Raw genomic sequence first — 16,248 nt, 5'->3', positions numbered from 1 at the left:
TTTACTCCGTGAGATGGAGGAATGCGGCGCCGCGCATGCCGCCGGCATCGCCATGACGCGCGGGCTCAATACGCGGCGCTTTGGCAACCGGCAATAAGTATTTTGGCAAACGCGATGGCAGCTGCTGATAAATCCCGGAAAAATTCGACAGTCCTCCGCCAATCACCACCAGATGCGCATCCACTGCGGTAAGCAGGCTGCCCAGGCAAACGGCCAGCAGTTCAAGGAAGCGGTCGACGTGCGCGGCCGCTTTTTCATCGCCTGCATAGTATCGGGTGACGATCTCCTTCGCTTCAAGTGGTTCAGAGTAGAAGTGTTGGTACAGCCATGCAAATCCGCGTCCGGAAAGATAGTTTTCGATGCAGCCGTGCTGGCCGCAGCCGCAGCGCGTCAAAGGGATATCGCGCCCCAGCACGTTAAGCGCGTCTACCGGCAGGCGGGTGTGGCCGAACTCGCCGGTAATGTAGTTGCGCCCGGTAACGGATTTGCCGTTGACAATGATACCGCCGCCCACGCCGGTGCCGAGGATGAGCCCCATCACCACCGGATAGCGGCGAAACTCGTCGTCCCAGGCCTCGGAGAGCGCAAAGCAGTTGGCGTCGTTATCCAGACGCACCTCGCGTTCCAGCAGCGCCGTGAGATCGGCTTTCAGCGGCCTGCCGTTCGCGGCGGGGACGTTTGCGGCATACAGCGTGCCGTCGTCCGTTACCGGCATGCCGGGAATGCCGATGCCCACCGATCCCCTGATGCCAAAACGGCTATCGGCCTCCTTCACCAGAGATCCGATAGCCGCTAAAAAGTTTTCGTAACCGTCGTGCGGGGTGGGAACGCGCTTTTCCCATTGCAGCCGACGTTCCCTGTCATAGACTCCAAGAGCCATTTTCGTGCCGCCAATGTCGAATCCGTAATACATCGCTGCTGCTCCCCTCGTTTTTTTAGATTTTATTGCCCACTCAGTACGCGCGCCGGATCGATATTGCTGGCGCGTCTAGCCGGATACCAGCTGGCAAGCAGGCTCAGCAGCAGCGCGGTGACCAGCACGTAGAAGACGTCCAGCCAGTGCAGTTCCGACGGCAGGAAATCGATAAAGTAAATATCGCCGGACAGGAAGCGATGGGCCGATAAGCTTTTCAACCACGTTGATAAGGTTGGTCAGCTGCCAGGAGGCCAGCACGCCGACGATAACCCCGCTCACGCTGCCAAAAAGGCCCGCCAGCAGGCCGTACCAGACGAAAATGGCGCGAATCAGCCCGTCTTTCGCCCCCAGCGTGCGCAGCACGGCGATGTCGCTGCTCTTGTCTTTTACCGCCATCACCAGCGTGGAAACGATGTTAAAGCAGGCGACGCCGATAACCAGCACCATCGCCAGATACATAATGGCGCGGATCATCTGGATGTCGCGGTACATATAGCCGTAGGTGCCAATCCAGCTCTTGATGTACACATAAGAGTTGGTGACCTCACCCGCGTCGCGCACCAGCTTATTGGCGGCAAACACGTCGTTCACCTTGATGGCGATACCCGTGACACTGTCACCCATATCCAGATAGCCCTGCGCATCGCTCATCGGCACCATCGCGAAGCTGTGATCGAGCTGTCCGCTCAGCGCTAAAATGCCGGTAACCTGCAGACGAACGCGCTTCGGCTGGGAAAGCTTCGTGCCGCCGTCGTTGTTCGGGATCATGATGGAAAGCCAGTCGCCCTGCTTAACCTTCAGGGCGTCCGCCACGCCTTTACCGATGATGATCTGCTGCTGGCCCGCTTTGAAATCCTGCCAGGCGTTGTTCTGCACGTACTGCGGCAGCGCGCTGAGCCGCGATTCCTGCGTTGGATCGACGCCCTTCACCTGTATAGCGCGCAGGTTCGCGCCGTTTTCCACCAGGCCCGTAAAGTTGATGTACGGCGCGGCGGCGGCGATCCCCTTCACCTTCTCAACGCGCTGCAGCACGCCGTTCCAGTCGTGGAAAGGCTGGTTAACCGGCTCGATCTCGCCGTGCGGCACAACCGCCAGAATACGGTTATTGAGCTCGCGCTCGAAGCCGTTCATGGCGCTCAGGCCGACGATCAATACCGCCACGCCCAGCGCGATGCCAATCGTTGAGATAACGGAAATCAGCGAAACCATGCCGCTGCGGCGGCGCCCGCGGCTAAAACGCAGGCCGATTAAGAGTGAGAGCGGCGAGGCCATCAATCAGCCCCCATCAGGGTTAATTCGTGGGTCAGGCGGCCATCGCGCATTTCAAGCTGGCGCGACATGCGCTTAGCCAGCTGCAGATCGTGCGTCACCACCAAAAACGCCGTGCCCTGGCGCACGTTCAGCTCGCCGAGCAGCTCGAAGATGCTGTCCGCGTTGCGGGCGTCGAGGTTGCCGGTTGGCTCGTCCGCCAGCACCAGACGCGGGTTGTTCACCAGCGCACGGGCAATGGCCACGCGCTGGCGCTCGCCGCCGGACAGCTCGGAAGGCCGGTGGCTGCTGCGGTGTGCCAGGCCTACGGCTTTAAGCATGTCCAGCGCGCGCTGTCTGGTTTCGTCGGTGTTCTTTTTGCCGATCAGCAGCGGCATGGCGACGTTTTCCATCGCCGTAAAGTCCGGCAGCAGATGGTGGAACTGGTAGATAAAGCCCAGCTCGCGGTTGCGCAGCTCCGCTTTTGCCGACGAAGAGAGCGAGCTCATCGCCTGGCCGTTAAAAATCACATCGCCGGAGGTTGGCGTATCCAGGCCGCCAAGCAGATGCAGCAGGGTGCTTTTGCCGGAGCCGGAGCTGCCGACAATCGCCATCAGCTCGCCCGCGTTGATGCTGAAGCTGACATCGTGCAGCACGTCCGTCTGCACCTTGCCTTCCTGGTAGCGTTTGCACAGCTTGTCACACTGCAACAGGACAGAATTACTCATAACGTAAAGCCTCGGCGGGAAGAGTCGCGGCAGCGCGCCACGAAGGATAAAGCGTGGATAACAGCGCAACGGCCATCGCGACGATGGCAATCACAATCACCTGTACGGGCTCGATGGCCACGGGCAGCGTGGCGCCATCAAGCAGAGCGCCGATAATCGGCATTAAATTATTAAGCTGGCTTGCGAGAAGCGCGCCGAGCAGCGCGCCGAGCAAGGCGCCTATCACCCCGGCGCTGGCGCCCTGCACCATAAACACCGCCATGATCTGACGGCGGGTCAGGCCCTGGGTCTGCAGAATGGCGACTTCGCCCTGCTTCTCCATCACCAGCAGGCCCAGCGAGGTAATAATGTTAAAGGCGGCGACGGCGACAATCAGGCTCAGCAGCAGGCCCATCATGTTCTTTTCCATGCGCACGGCCTGGAAAAGCTCGCCTTTACGCTCGCGCCAGTCTTTCCATTCGGTGCCCTGCGGCAGCTTCTGGCTGCTCAGCACGTCCACCTGCAGCGGCTCGGCGAGCCACAGCCGCCAGCCGGTGATATTGCCCAGCGGGTAGCGCATCAGGCGGGAAGCGTCCTGCTGGTTAACCAGCATCTGGTAGCCGTCCACCTCGCTGTTGGCGGCAAAGGTCCCGATAACGGTGAACAGGCGCTGGCTGGGCACGCGGCCCATCGGCGTAAACTGGCTGGCGGACGGCACCATAATGCGAATGCTGTCGCCGCGTTTGATGCCAAGCTGTCCGGCAAGCTGCTCGCCTAAAATGACGTTGTACTGCCCCGCCTGCAGATCGGTTTGCTTCACGTTCACCAGATAGGGCGACAGCGGATCTTTTTCCTCCGGCTGAATGCCGAGCATGACGCCCACGGCCACGCTGCGCGCGCTTTGCAGCACCACGTCGCCGGTGGTTATCGGCGCAATGCGCGTCACGCCCTGCAGCCTGAGCTGCGATGCGGGAAGTTTTTCAGGATTGATGGAGCCGCTGGTCGAGGTGACCATCGCCTGGGGCATTAGCCCGAGAATGTTGTTGGTGAGCTCGCGCTCAAAGCCATTCATTACCGAAAGCACTGTCACCAGGGCCATCACGCCAAGCGTAATGCCGATGGTGGACAGCCAGGAGACAAAGCGACCGAAGCGGTCCGATGCTCGCCCGCGCATGTAGCGCAGGCCTATAAATAACGCGACAGGTTGATACATGAAGTCCGTCTTGTTGCAGTTGGCTTAAGCGAAGTAGGCGAGAAGTATAAACGAAGCGTGTCTAACGAACATAACTAATTATAAACCTACGGAATATCCTAAAACACCCCGGCCGGCGGCAAAAACAGATTAATCGAGTTAAAAAGCGCCGGGTCTTCCCTCACCCTGCAGGCCACGGATTTATTAATACGAGGCTCTCTTTGCGGCATGAAAAACAAGCAACTGTGGATTAACCACATCAAAGGGCTGTGCATCTGCCTGGTGGTGATTTACCATTCGGTGATCACTTTTTATCCCCACCTGACGGCGCTGCCGGCCGGCCTGACGACCTACGTCGCCAAAAGCTGGATATATCTGAATTTATACCTGGCGCCGTTCCGCATGCCGGTCTTTTTCTTTATCTCCGGCTATCTGATTCACCGCTACATTGAGCAGGTGAAATGGCAGGCGTGCATTGATAAGCGCATCTGGAATATTTTTTACGTGCTGGTGCTGTGGGGCGTTCTGCAGTGGCTTGGGATCACGCTTATCAATCAATGGCTGGCCCCGGATCTGGTGCGCAACCCCGCCTCAAACGCGGCCTACTCCGAAACGCTGCTGCAGTTCGCGGTCAGCATGGCGAAAGCGAGCACCAGCCTGTGGTATCTGTACGCGCTGGTGGTCTATTTTATGGTGTTCAAGCTGCTGCGCGCCTTTAAAGTGCCGGTGCTTGTCGCCCTGCTTGCCATCAACGTAGTGATTAGCTTTATGCCGCTGCCCTGGTGGGGAATGAACAGCGTGGCGCGCAATATGTTCTACTACGGCCTGGGCGCCTGGTTCGGGCCGCAGCTGATGGCCTGGATGAAAGATTTCAGCCTCCGCCGGCATCCTTTGCCGTGCGCGCTGGCGGTTATCGGCTCGCTTGCGCTGTATCTGGTCAACGTGCCGGTGGCTATCTCCGTGGTATCGATTTTCGTCATTATGAAAATTTTCTATACGCTGGATAACTGGCGCGAAAGCCGTCCGGAAGCCTTTCTCAACGTCGTGGGCTCCAACACCATCGCGATTTACACCACGCACCGCATCGTTATCGAGGCGCTGAGCCTGTTTACCCTCGCGCAGATTAACCAGGCAGAGCTGTCCGGCCATCTGGTGCTGGCGATTTTGCTGGTTTACCCGTTCGTAAGCCTTGCCGTCTGCACGCTGACCGGCCTCGGCTTCAGAAAATTATCGGCCGCGTTGTTCGGCGATATGTTTTTCTCCCCACCCGCTAAACTGGTACCTGCTGCCTCAGCAAACTGATACCGGTACGAAAACGCTTCGCTTACTCGCCCGGCCCCTGCCCGGTGCGATTAAGCGAAGCTATTCGTCGATTGGGTTGCTTTGGCAAAGTGATCACGGATAATAATAACTATCTGAAGTTCATGGACCAATGCACAAGGTGCAACCTGAGAGATTCCGATTCCGCTATGCCTGAACATTACCGCTATTCCTTACCTGTTAAAGCCGGCGATCAACGCCATCTCGGTGAGCTCACCGGTTCCGCCTGCGCAACAGAGGTGGCCGAAATTGTTGAACGCCACGGCGGTCCGGTGGTGTTAGTCGCGCCCGATATGCAAAACGCCCTGCGCCTGCACGACGAGATAAGCCAGTTCACCGACAGCCTGGTGATGAATCTCGCCGACTGGGAAACGCTGCCGTATGACAGCTTCTCGCCGCACCAGGAAATTATCTCTTCGCGCCTGTCCACGCTTTATCAGCTGCCGACCATGCAGCGCGGCGTGCTGATCATGCCGGTAAACACCCTGATGCAGCGCGTTTGCCCGCACAGCTACCTGCACGGCCACGCGCTGGTGATGAAAAAAGGCCAGCGCCTTTCCCGGGACAATTTGCGCAGCCAGCTTGAGCAGGCCGGCTACCGCAGCGTGGATCAGGTGATGGAGCACGGCGAGTTTGCCACGCGCGGCGCGCTGCTGGATTTATACCCGATGGGCAGCAGCCAGCCGTACCGCATCGACTTTTTCGACGACGAAATCGACAGCCTGCGTATCTTTGACGTGGATACCCAGCGCACGCTTGAAGAAGTGGAAGCGATTAATTTACTGCCCGCGCACGAGTTTCCGACGGATAAAGCCGCCATCGAACTGTTCCGCAGCCAGTGGCGCGACAGGTTCGACGTGAAGCGTGAAGCGGAGCATATCTACCAGCAGGTCAGCAAAGGCACCCTGCCCGCCGGGATCGAGTACTGGCAGCCGCTGTTTTTCAGCGAGCCGCTGCCGCCGCTGTTCAGCTACTTCCCGAAAAACACCCTGGTGGTGAATACCGGCGACCTGGAAACCAGCGGCGAGCGTTTCTGGCTTGACGCCACCTCGCGCTTTGAGAACCGCGGCGTGGATCCGATGCGCCCGCTTCTGCCGCCGGAAAACCTGTGGCTGCGCGTGGATGAGCTGTTCAGCGAGCTGAAAACCTGGCCGCGCATCCAGCTGAAAACCGAAAAGCTGGCCGATAAAGCCGCAAACACCAACCTGGGCTACCACACGCTGCCCGATCTGGCGGTGCAGGCGCAAAACAAAGCCCCGCTCGATAACCTGCGTAAATTCCTCGAGTCTTTCGACGGCCCGGTGGTTTTCTCGGTGGAAAGCGAGGGCCGCCGCGAGGCGCTGGGCGAGTTACTTTCGCGTATTAAGGTCGCGCCGAAGCGTATTTATCGTCTGGATGACGCCGAAGATCGCGGCCGCTACCTTATGCTCGGCTCCAGCGAACATGGATTTATTGACACGCTGCGCAACCGCGCGCTGATTTGCGAAAGCGATCTGCTCGGGGAGCGCGTCAGCCGTCGCCGCCAGGACAAACGGCGCGCCATCAACCCGGACACGCTGATTCGCAACCTGGCCGAGCTGCGCACCGGACAGCCGGTTGTGCACCTTGAGCACGGCGTCGGCCGCTATGCCGGCCTGACCACGCTGGAAGCCGGCGGCATCACCGCTGAATACCTGATGCTGACCTACACGGGCGACGCGAAACTGTACGTGCCCGTTTCGTCGCTGCATCTGATCAGCCGCTATGCGGGCGGCGCGGAAGAAAGCGCGCCGCTGCACAAGCTCGGCAGCGACGCCTGGTCCCGCGCGCGGCAGAAAGCCGCGGAAAAAGTGCGCGACGTCGCGGCGGAGCTGCTGGATATCTACGCCCAGCGGGCGGCTAAAGAAGGCTTCGCATTTAAGTACAACCGCGAGCAATACCAGCTGTTCTGCGACAGCTTCCCGTTTGAAACCACGCCGGATCAGGCGCAGGCGATTAACGCCGTTATCAGCGATATGTGCCAGCCGCTGGCCATGGACCGGCTCGTTTGCGGCGACGTTGGCTTCGGGAAAACCGAGGTGGCGATGCGCGCCGCCTTCCTTGCCGTAGAAAATAACAAGCAGGTCGCCGTGCTGGTGCCCACCACCCTGCTGGCGCAGCAGCACCTGGATAACTTCCAGGACCGTTTCGCCAACTGGCCGGTGCGCGTGGAGATGCTGTCGCGTTTTCGCAGCGCCAAAGAGCAAACGCAGATCCTTGAAGACGCCCGGGAAGGCAAAGTCGATATTCTCATCGGCACGCACAAGCTGCTGCAAAACGACGTGAAGATGAAGGATCTTGGGCTGCTGATCGTTGATGAAGAGCACCGCTTCGGGGTGCGTCACAAAGAGCGGATCAAGGCGATGCGCGCCGACGTGGATATCCTGACGCTTACCGCAACGCCGATTCCACGCACGCTGAATATGGCGATGAGCGGCATGCGTGACCTGTCAATTATCGCCACGCCGCCGGCTCGCCGTCTGGCGGTAAAAACCTTCGTGCGCCAGTACGACGAGCTGGTGGTGCGCGAAGCGATCCTGCGTGAAGTGCTGCGCGGCGGACAGGTTTATTACCTCTACAACGACGTGGAGAATATTCAGAAAGCGGCGGAACGCCTGGCGGCTTTGGTGCCGGAAGCGCGCGTCGCCATCGGCCACGGCCAGATGCGCGAGCGCGAGCTGGAGCGGGTGATGAACGATTTCCACCACCAGCGTTTTAACGTGCTGGTGTGCACCACCATTATCGAAACCGGCATCGATATCCCGACGGCGAATACCATTATCATCGAGCGCGCCGACCACTTTGGCCTGGCGCAGCTGCACCAGCTGCGCGGGCCGCGTCGGGCGTTCGCACCATCAGGCCTACGCCTGGCTGCTGACGCCGCATCCGAAGGCGATGACCACGGACGCGCAGAAACGTCTGGAAGCCATCGCCTCGCTGGAAGATTTAGGCGCGGGCTTTGCGTTAGCCACCCACGATTTAGAGATTCGCGGCGCGGGCGAGCTGCTGGGCGAAGGCCAGAGCGGTTCGATGGAAACCATCGGCTTCTCGCTGTATATGGAGATGCTGGAAAACGCCGTCGACGCGCTCAAAGAGGGGCGCGAACCGTCGCTGGAGGATTTGACCAGCAGCCAGACGGAGGTGGAGCTGCGCATGCCGGCCCTGCTGCCGGAGGACTTTATTCCGGACGTCAACACGCGCCTGTCGTTCTACAAACGCATCGCCAGCGCGAAGAGCGGTCACGAGCTCGACGAGCTGAAGGTCGAGCTGATCGACCGCTTTGGCCTGCTGCCGGACGCCGCCCGTAACCTGCTGGATATCGCCGCGCTGCGCCAGCAGGCGCAGAAGCTCGGCGTGCGCAAAATTGAAGGCAATGAGAAAGGCGGGGTGATTGAGTTTGCCGAGAAAAACCATGTCGATCCGGTGTGGCTGATTGGCCTGCTGCAGAAACAGCCGCAGCACTATCGCCTCGACGGCCCGACGCGCCTCAAATTTATGCAGGATCTCGCCGACCGCAAGGCCAGGATGGAGTGGGTGCACAACTTTATGGGCCAGCTTGCGCAGAATACCGCGGCCTAGCCCGGCCTTTTAAGCGCCTTGCCTGCCGGTAAGGCGCTACATATCCTGAAACATTTACACATTCTTTTCAGTACGCCAGGGTTTCCCGACGCGGCCTTCGCGCATAATCCCCGATTAACTCTTTAATAACATTAACCTTAATAAAAAAGGGGCTTAGCGTTATGCGCTCTTTGCAACTCTTCTCCACGCCCGCGCGCTGGCTGATAGCGTTACTGTTCGCCGCGGCCGCGCTGGCTTCCCTTTCGGCCAGCGCGAACTCCTGGCCTTTACCTGCCGCGGGCAGCCGTCTTATCGGGCAAAACGTCTTCCATGTCGTTGCCGACGACGGGGGGTCGCTTGAGGCCATCGCTAAAAAATACAACGTCGGTTTTTTAGCGCTGCTGCAGGCGAACCCAGGGGTCGATCCTTACGTTCCTCGCGCCGGGAGCGTATTAACCATTCCGCGCCAGATGCTGCTGCCTGACGCCCCGCGCGAAGGCCTGGTCGTCAACCTTGCCGAACTGCGCGTCTACTACTATCCGGCGGGTAAAAACAGCGTAACGGTTTATCCTATCGGCATAGGCCAGCTGGGCGGCGATACCATGACGCCAACCATGCAGACCACCGTCTCCGACAAGCGGGCAAATCCCACCTGGACGCCTACCGCGAACATCCGGGCGCGCTATCTGGCTAACGGCATTAAATTGCCTGCCGTGGTGCCCGCGGGGCCGGATAACCCGATGGGGCATCACGCTATCCGGCTCGCGGCTTATGGCGGCGTGTATCTGCTGCACGGCACCAATGCGGATTTTGGCATAGGCATGCGCGTCAGCTCCGGCTGCATCCGCCTGCGCGATAACGACATCAAGGCTCTCTACAAGGAGCTGCCCGTAGGCACGCCGGTACGCATCATCAACGAGCCGATTAAAACCTCCGTTGAGCCGGACGGCCGACGCCTGGTTGAGGTGCACCAGCCGCTGTCGAAGTCGATTAACGACGATCCGAAAGTGCTGCCAATTGTGCTCAGCGAGCGGATGAAGCAGTTCCGGACCGCGCCGGAAACGGACGCGCAGGTTATGGAGCAGGCCATGCAGCATCGCTCCGGCATGCCCGTAGAGGTAAACGCTCACGCGCAGAACGCGGACACTATTTAAGGCTCTTCTCCAACCCATAAGCACCGTCGAGGCGATCGTACGGTGCTTTTTTATCGTCTTTTTTCTGCGTTGATCGCCGGCGTTTTTTCACGACAAACGCTAAGCACCAGCTGACGAAGCCAGCGGTGGGCGGGATCGACTTCCAATCGCGGGTGCCACATCTGCGAAACGGTGATTTCCTGCGTTTTTACCGGCAGCTCAAAAGGCCAGAGCGTTGCAGGCGCTCCGGTTTTGTCGTCGACGGGCGGGTTGATAAGAAAAGAGGCGGGCAGCAAAGCCACCAGATCCGAAGCCTGGGCCACGGCCAGCGCGGCGGGGAAACTCGGCACCCGGGCGGCGATATTGCGCCGCAGTCCAAGCCGGGCCAGCGCCTCGTCCACGGGGCCGATTTTATCTCCGCGGCGGGAAGCAACGACGTGTCCCTGGGCGGCGTAAAGCTCCGGGGTAATTTCAGGGGCCCGCTCAAGCGCATGTCCCTTTCTGACCACGCCAATAAACCTGTCCCTGAACAGCGCCTGCAGGCGGATTTCCGGCCCCATGTTTCCCGGCACGCCAATTTCAAGGTCAACCAGCCCTTCGCGCAAAGCGCCGGACGCCTTCTCAGGCTTTGGCACAAAACACAGGCGCACCAGCGGGGCTGCCTTAGCGGCCGCGGCGATCAGGGAGGCGCCGAGCGCCACGACAAAACCATCGTTGGCGCGCAGGGTAAAAGTGCGTTCAAGGGTGGATAAATTCAGTTCTGACGACGCAGGGCGCAGTACCGAACGCGCCTCAAACACGGTGTTTTGCGTGCGCTCGCGAATTTCTTCGGCGTAGGGCGTCAGCACCATATTCCTCCCGGCCCGCACCAGCAGAGGATCGCCCGTAACGGCGCGAAGCCTGCTCAGCGTTCTGCTCATGGCCGAGGCGCTGAGCCCCAGCCGGCGAGCGGCCGCGGCCACGCTTTGCTGCGCAAGCAGCGCGTTAAGCGCGATCAGCAAATTCAAATCGGGTTCTGTCATCGGCCTTCTCCCGTTATATATGGCGCCAGATGCACATTATAAGTGCAAACGCTGCGCCTTCCGCCTTATCTGTCGCATGAGTATATTCCCCGGACTGACTCTATTCACCCACTGCAGGCCATCTTCTCCCGCCGGAGCGATGGCTGAGGACATCCCTTATGGAACTTTTCTCCAGCAAACCTGGCGACGACGGGCTTCCCGGCCGTGAACGAGCCTTCGCTATGGCGGCCGTTATGACCGTCACCGCGATGGGCGTTTTCGACGGCTCCGTGGTCAATATCGCCCTGCCGCAGATCGCCCGTTCACTGAACGTGTCCCCGGCGGCGGCGGTCTGGGTCGCAAACGGCTATCTTTTATCCGCGGCGATGACGCTGGCGATCTTCGCCGCGCTCGCCGCCCGGCTGGGCTTTCGCACGCTTTTCGTCCTCGGGCTTGGCCTCTTTACGCTGTCTTCTCTTGGCTGCGCCCTGTCCTCTTCGCTTGCGGCCCTGACCGGCATGCGCCTGTTGCAGGGCGTTGGCGGAGCGGCAACCCTGAGCATCGCCCCGGCCATTCTGCGCACGGTTTTCCCCGGCCGTCTGCTGGGGCGCATTCTGGGCCTTAACGCCCTGCTGATTGCCGCCAGCACCGCCATAGCCCCCGTGCTGGGCGGCACTATGCTCTCCGCTTTAAGCTGGCAATGGCTCTTTGTCATCAACGTTCCGCTGGGCGCTATCGCTATGGCGCTCGCCCTGCGGGCCATTCCCGGCAGGTCCCAGGCGGCAAATAAACCTTTTGATTTCGCCGGGGCTATTTTATCGGCCGTTATGCTGGGCGGGCTGATCCTTGCCGCCAACGCGTTTTCTCAGGCGGGGAGCCGGGGAGCCGCTTCTTCAACGCTGACCGCGGCCGTGGCTTATGGGCTCGTCGCGCTTATCGCCGGCGGGATGTTTATCCGCTGCCAGCGCCGCGCCGCAAGCCCTCTTCTGCCGCTGGAAATATTCTGCTCTGCCCGGTTTTCACTGGCGGCGCTAACCTCGCTGGGCCTCCTTTGTCAGCCAGGGAATGACCTTCGTGGCGCTGCCCTTCCTGTTCCAGAGCGTTTACGGGTACAGCGCCTTCGCCTCAGCGCTGCTGTTTCTGCCCTGGCCGGCGGGAATAGCGCTCGTCGCGCCGCACGCGGGCCGGCTGGCCGATCGCTGTTCGCCGGCGGTCATCTCAACCGTCGGGCTGTGCCTGTTCGCCTGCGGGCTGGTTTTGCTGGCGCAGCTTCCTGAACACGCGCAGGCATGGGATGTCGGCGCGCGAAGCCTGCTGTGCGGCATTGGTTTCGGCTGCTTTCAAAGCCCGAACAATCGTGAAATGCTGTCAAACGTTGCCCATGAACACAGCGGGTATGCTTCAGGCGTGCTGGCGATAGTGCGAACCTTCGGCCAGTGCCTGGGCACGGCTTTCGTGGGGGTGATTTTATCGCTGGTGGCGCAGCCCGCGCTGAATAATGTCATTCAGCAGGATCTGGCGGTGCGCCTGAGCCTGTGGGTGGCCGCGGCCGCAACCCTTGTGGCTATAGCCTTCAGCATAAGCCGCCTGCGGCGTCTCTCTAAACAGCGTAAGCCTGTCTGATGAAGAGGCTATAAAAAGCAAAAGCACCGAACGAGGGTATCGTCGGTGCTTTTGCTTTTTTTAAGGCCCCGTCTTTCGACAAGGCCTTTTGTGGCGTGGCATATGAGGGAGGCGCGTTGAGGGTTACGCCCTTGCTGTTATTTATAGATAACAGCGGTGCCGTGCAGCGTGTTGGGACCGGTTACGGAAGTGATGCGGAACGATTTAGCGCCCATCTCATCCGCTTTAGCCGCCAGCTGGTCTTCCAGCGAGCCCAGGTTAGTCCCGGCGTTTGCACTGATAGTGCCGACTTTCTGTTGGTCAGCAGGGCTTGCCTGTACTTCTACAGCCGCAAGGCTTGCGAATGACACTGAACTAAGCAGAGCAGCAGCGATAAGGGTTTTTACGTTTTTCATGATAGATGCCTTCAGCAGGTGTTTAGATGCCGTTAACCTATTTAGTTAACGATCGATATATAAATCATAAACGTGATCTGCATCACGCGTCAACACCATTTTATAATGACTATTAACTAATTCATAAAAGCATTATTTTTCATCATCATATGAAAAATTTATTTTTAGACAGAAGCTGCTGGCTACCGGAGAAGATAGTTTTTATAATGATCGCTCACTAAACAGACAAAGGTTAAACGGCAAATATGTCTACTGACGCAAGCACGCTCAAAAAAAGCCGTGGCCGACCGAAGGTGTTCGACAGGGAAGCAGCACTCGACAAGGCCATGGCTTTGTTCTGGCAGCATGGCTATGAAGCGACCTCAATGGCGCATCTGGTGGAAGCAACCGGCGCGAAAGCGCCTACGCTCTATGCGGAATTCACCAATAAAGAGGGGCTGTTCCGGGCCGTGCTCGACCACTACATCGCCCGCTTTGCGCAAAAACACGAGGCATGTTTATTCTGCGAAGATCGCACGCTTGAAGAAGCGCTTGAGGATTATCTCTACACGGTGGCGAAACGCTTTACCGATAAAGACACCCCGTCGGGCTGCTTTATCATCTGCACCTCATCGGTGCTGGCCGCCTCTTCCGACGATATCGCAGCCACCATCAAGGCGCGCCACGCCATGCAGGAAGAGACGCTGGTGCGTTTCCTGAAGCAAAGACAGCAAAAGGGTGAAATCCCGGCGGATAGCGATGCGCGCGCGCTTGCAAAATATCTGTGCTGCATCATTCAGGGGATGTCGGTCAGCGCTCGTGAGAACGCAAGCTACGAGGATTTGCTGGGCGTGGTCAAAACCACGCTTCGCCTGTGGCCTGAGCTTAAGAAAAACTAACTGTGCCTCCAGGGCGGAGAGCGCGAGCTTATCCGCCTTTATTTTCCCGGCTATCTTGGGCGGCCTTTGCTCCAGTAGGCCATAAAGTTTATGGCGTCATGGCTCACTCCGCGCTCGCCCGTTAAATGGCGCCGCAGCATTTTCACCACCGATGATTCTGCCGCTACCCAGCCGTAAAACTCCCGGTCTTCGCTCGTCGCCTTATCCCACAGCAGCTCGCCTTCCGCTTCCTCCTGAATATCCTCCCGGCTTTCGCCTGCCCGCGGGAGGTGCGCCTGTTGCTGCACGGCAGGAAGCAGGCGTTCGCCGTGCGTCGCGTTGAGCGGTTTGCGCGGCAGCCAGATAACTTCGGCAAACGGGAAAGCGCCCAGATCGACACAGTCCCCGGCCTCCGGCACTTCGAAGAAGGCCTGCACCTGCGGTGGGTTTTGCTGGCCCGCAAGCCGCTCCAGAATGCCGCGCGCGGCGGGCAATGCGGTTTCATCGGCGATAATCAGCGCCTGCTTTAATCCCGCCGGCGGCGTCCATTCGTAGCCGCCGCTGTCCGCCGGATACCGCGCGTTGGGCGCAACAATCTGCAGAGCGTCCCCGGGGCGGGCGGCAATCGCCCATGCCGAGGCGGGTCCTTCGGTGCCATGGCTGACAAATTCAACCGTCACCTCTTTGCGCGCGCGATCGACGTGGCGCAGCGTATAGGTCCGCACGACAGGACGCTTTTGCTTCGGCATGTCCTGCACCAGCTGATACCACTGCCCTTCTGACGGCAAAGCCGGTGGCGTGCCGTCTTCGGAAGGAAAAAGTATTTTGATCCGCTGATCGGGGGAATCGCTTTTCATTTGCGCCACCTCGCTTCCCGTAAAGACCAGGCTCAGCAGCGAGGGTGAAACGGACGTTTTACGCGTAAGCGTAACGTTAAACAGGCGATAGCCCTCAACTCCAGCCATAGCGGTTCCTTACTGAAAATGTGAACGTGCGTGCCCGCGCCAGACGACGCCAGACGCCAGGGTAAACAAGACGGCGGCCAGAAGGGCCGTCGCAATCAAAGCCTGCGCGCTGTGCATGTGCGAAACCAGCGGCACCAGCAGCGCGCTCAGGCCATAGCCGAGCGTGTGGCCGGAGGCGATCCAGCCCGCTCCCGCGCCGTCCGTAAGCCGGCCATTGAGCAGAAGCTGGTAAGCGGGAGGCGCAAGCGCCGCGCCGAACGAAAGCACGGCGCAGCCTGCGTAAAACAGCACCAGCTGCGTGCTCAGCATCATCGCCAGCCCGGCCATCATCAGCACGCCGGCCAGCAGCAATAGCGGCAACGGAGCAAGCAGCTGCCTGCGCAGCACGCCAAACTGAGCGGCCAGCGAGGCCACGGCCGCAAGACTCAGCAGCCAGGCGACCTGGTGGCTGATGGCGCTGCTGTCGTCCATAAACTGGCGCGATAAAGCAGGCGAAAGGCCTAGCTGCATAAGGCTGACCGCTGCGGCAAGCAGAATGGCGCAGAGCATAAGCGGCAGGCAGTCAAGGCGCATACGCGCGCTTTTGCGCTCGCTAAAGGCCTGCGGTTCCGCGCCCGGCAGGCGAACCAACAGCCCCAGAGCGAGAAGCGGCGCCACCATCAGCAGCATCAGCGGCGCTACGGGGTGCAGCACCAGCATTCCAGCCGCGCACAGCGGGCCAAAGAGTCTGCCGCAGCTCAGGCCAGAACTTATCGCAGCCAGCGCCGCCATACGCTGCCCTTCCCCGGCGCGTTGCAGCGCCCAGGCCTGACAGGCGGGCACCATGGCAGAAACGGTTAATCCATAAATAACGCGGGCGAAGATAAGTATGCCCAGTCCGGTAAGGCTGCTCACCTTATCCGTCGCCAGGAGCACGCAGCCCAGGCCAAGCAGCATAAAGCTCACGCCGTAGCCGCCCAGCGACCAGAGCACCACCGGTTTGCTGCCCGTGCGCGCGATTTGTTTTCCCCACCAGGGCGATGAAGGCAAAAAAAGCAGCGAGCCAAGCGTGAGTAACGCCGCCCATACGGAAAGTGAAAGATGGGTTTCGCTGACCAGCACGGGCAGCACGACCAGCAGACCGTTCTGCCCGATGCCTAATAACCCCGCGCTTATCGCCAGCGGCCAGCAGGACCGCATTTTTTGCGGCTGGGCGCCCACGTCAACAGAAGTCACAATGTTAAATATCCGTAAATAATGTGATGTTAAATAAGAATAAATTTCGTATTATTGTAACAATTCATATTGATAATGAGAAACATTATCGGCAGAATTC

At 59.6% G+C, this 16,248-nt stretch carries 10 protein-coding genes and 3 pseudogenes; 5 read left to right on the top strand and 8 right to left on the bottom strand.

Annotated elements, in window-relative coordinates; genetic code table 11:
• Nucleotide 1 precedes the first annotated feature (1 nt).
• The 4 genes and pseudogenes from nagK to lolC all read right to left on the bottom strand — a co-directional run bounded on the left by nagK (nt 2) and on the right by lolC (nt 4,084).
• Nucleotides 2-913, bottom strand: a complete 912-nt coding sequence (nagK, locus tag WLO32_RS08485) for an N-acetylglucosamine kinase (protein ID WP_435947928.1) — start codon at nt 911-913, stop codon at nt 2-4.
• Nucleotides 914-942: 29 nt separating this feature from the next.
• Nucleotides 943-2,188: pseudogene (lolE, locus tag WLO32_RS08480) on the bottom strand (lipoprotein-releasing ABC transporter permease subunit LolE).
• Nucleotides 2,188-2,892: a lipoprotein-releasing ABC transporter ATP-binding protein LolD gene (gene lolD / locus WLO32_RS08475; protein ID WP_435947927.1), complete on the bottom strand. Its 705-nt coding sequence runs from the start codon at nt 2,890-2,892 to the stop codon at nt 2,188-2,190. The pseudogene lolE and the gene lolD overlap by 1 nt, the downstream one beginning before the upstream one ends.
• Nucleotides 2,885-4,084, bottom strand: a complete 1,200-nt coding sequence (gene lolC, locus WLO32_RS08470) for a lipoprotein-releasing ABC transporter permease subunit LolC (RefSeq protein WP_435947926.1) — start codon at nt 4,082-4,084, stop codon at nt 2,885-2,887. Before lolC ends, lolD begins: the two co-directional genes overlap by 8 nt.
• Nucleotides 4,085-4,291: 207 nt before the next feature.
• Here lolC and WLO32_RS08465 point away from each other — a divergent pair, with 207 nt between their 5' ends.
• From WLO32_RS08465 to ldtC, 3 genes and pseudogenes are all read left to right on the top strand, one after another.
• The gene (locus WLO32_RS08465; protein WP_435947925.1) at nt 4,292-5,365 is read left to right on the top strand and encodes an acyltransferase family protein; all 1,074 of its coding nucleotides are present in this window, start codon (nt 4,292-4,294) and stop codon (nt 5,363-5,365) included.
• Between the two features lie 167 nt (nt 5,366-5,532).
• Nucleotides 5,533-8,980 (top strand): annotated as a pseudogene (gene mfd / locus WLO32_RS08460) (transcription-repair coupling factor).
• 161 nt (nt 8,981-9,141) lie between these two features.
• Complete coding sequence (ldtC, locus tag WLO32_RS08455; protein WP_435947924.1) at nt 9,142-10,113, top strand: L,D-transpeptidase LdtC; 972 nt, start codon at nt 9,142-9,144, stop codon at nt 10,111-10,113.
• Nucleotides 10,114-10,163: 50 nt separating this feature from the next.
• On the opposite strand, the gene WLO32_RS08450 is transcribed toward ldtC, so the two are convergent.
• Nucleotides 10,164-11,114 (bottom strand): LysR family transcriptional regulator, encoded by a 951-nt coding sequence (locus tag WLO32_RS08450; RefSeq protein ID WP_435947923.1) that lies wholly within the window; start codon nt 11,112-11,114, stop codon nt 10,164-10,166.
• 158 nt (nt 11,115-11,272) lie between these two features.
• On the opposite strand from WLO32_RS08450, the pseudogene WLO32_RS08445 reads away from it, so the two are divergent.
• Nucleotides 11,273-12,716, top strand: a pseudogene (locus WLO32_RS08445) (MFS transporter).
• A 137-nt stretch (nt 12,717-12,853) separates the two neighbouring features.
• Here the strand turns inward: WLO32_RS08445 and bhsA are convergent.
• Complete coding sequence (gene bhsA / locus WLO32_RS08440) at nt 12,854-13,111, bottom strand: multiple stress resistance protein BhsA (RefSeq protein ID WP_121267826.1); 258 nt, start codon at nt 13,109-13,111, stop codon at nt 12,854-12,856.
• A gap of 245 nt (nt 13,112-13,356) precedes the next feature.
• Between bhsA and WLO32_RS08435 the strand changes: the two genes are divergently transcribed.
• Nucleotides 13,357-13,989, top strand: a complete 633-nt coding sequence (locus tag WLO32_RS08435) for a TetR/AcrR family transcriptional regulator (RefSeq protein ID WP_435947922.1) — start codon at nt 13,357-13,359, stop codon at nt 13,987-13,989.
• Nucleotides 13,990-14,039: 50 nt separating this feature from the next.
• On the opposite strand, the gene WLO32_RS08430 is transcribed toward WLO32_RS08435, so the two are convergent.
• Both WLO32_RS08430 and WLO32_RS08425 read right to left on the bottom strand, forming a co-directional pair.
• Entirely contained in the window at nt 14,040-14,933 is an 894-nt protein-coding gene (locus tag WLO32_RS08430) for a siderophore-interacting protein (protein WP_435947921.1), read from the bottom strand.
• Between the two features lie 9 nt (nt 14,934-14,942).
• Nucleotides 14,943-16,112 (bottom strand): MFS transporter, encoded by a 1,170-nt coding sequence (locus WLO32_RS08425; protein ID WP_435948269.1) that lies wholly within the window; start codon nt 16,110-16,112, stop codon nt 14,943-14,945.
• Between the last annotated feature and the right edge of the window lie 136 nt (nt 16,113-16,248).

Origin of the sequence: Dryocola mayonis, from assembly GCF_051307045.1 — a bacterium.
GTDB lineage: Bacteria > Pseudomonadota > Gammaproteobacteria > Enterobacterales > Enterobacteriaceae > Dryocola.
The sequence above is the reverse complement of the archived record's forward strand: the minus strand, read 5'-3'. Positions and strand labels throughout refer to the sequence as shown.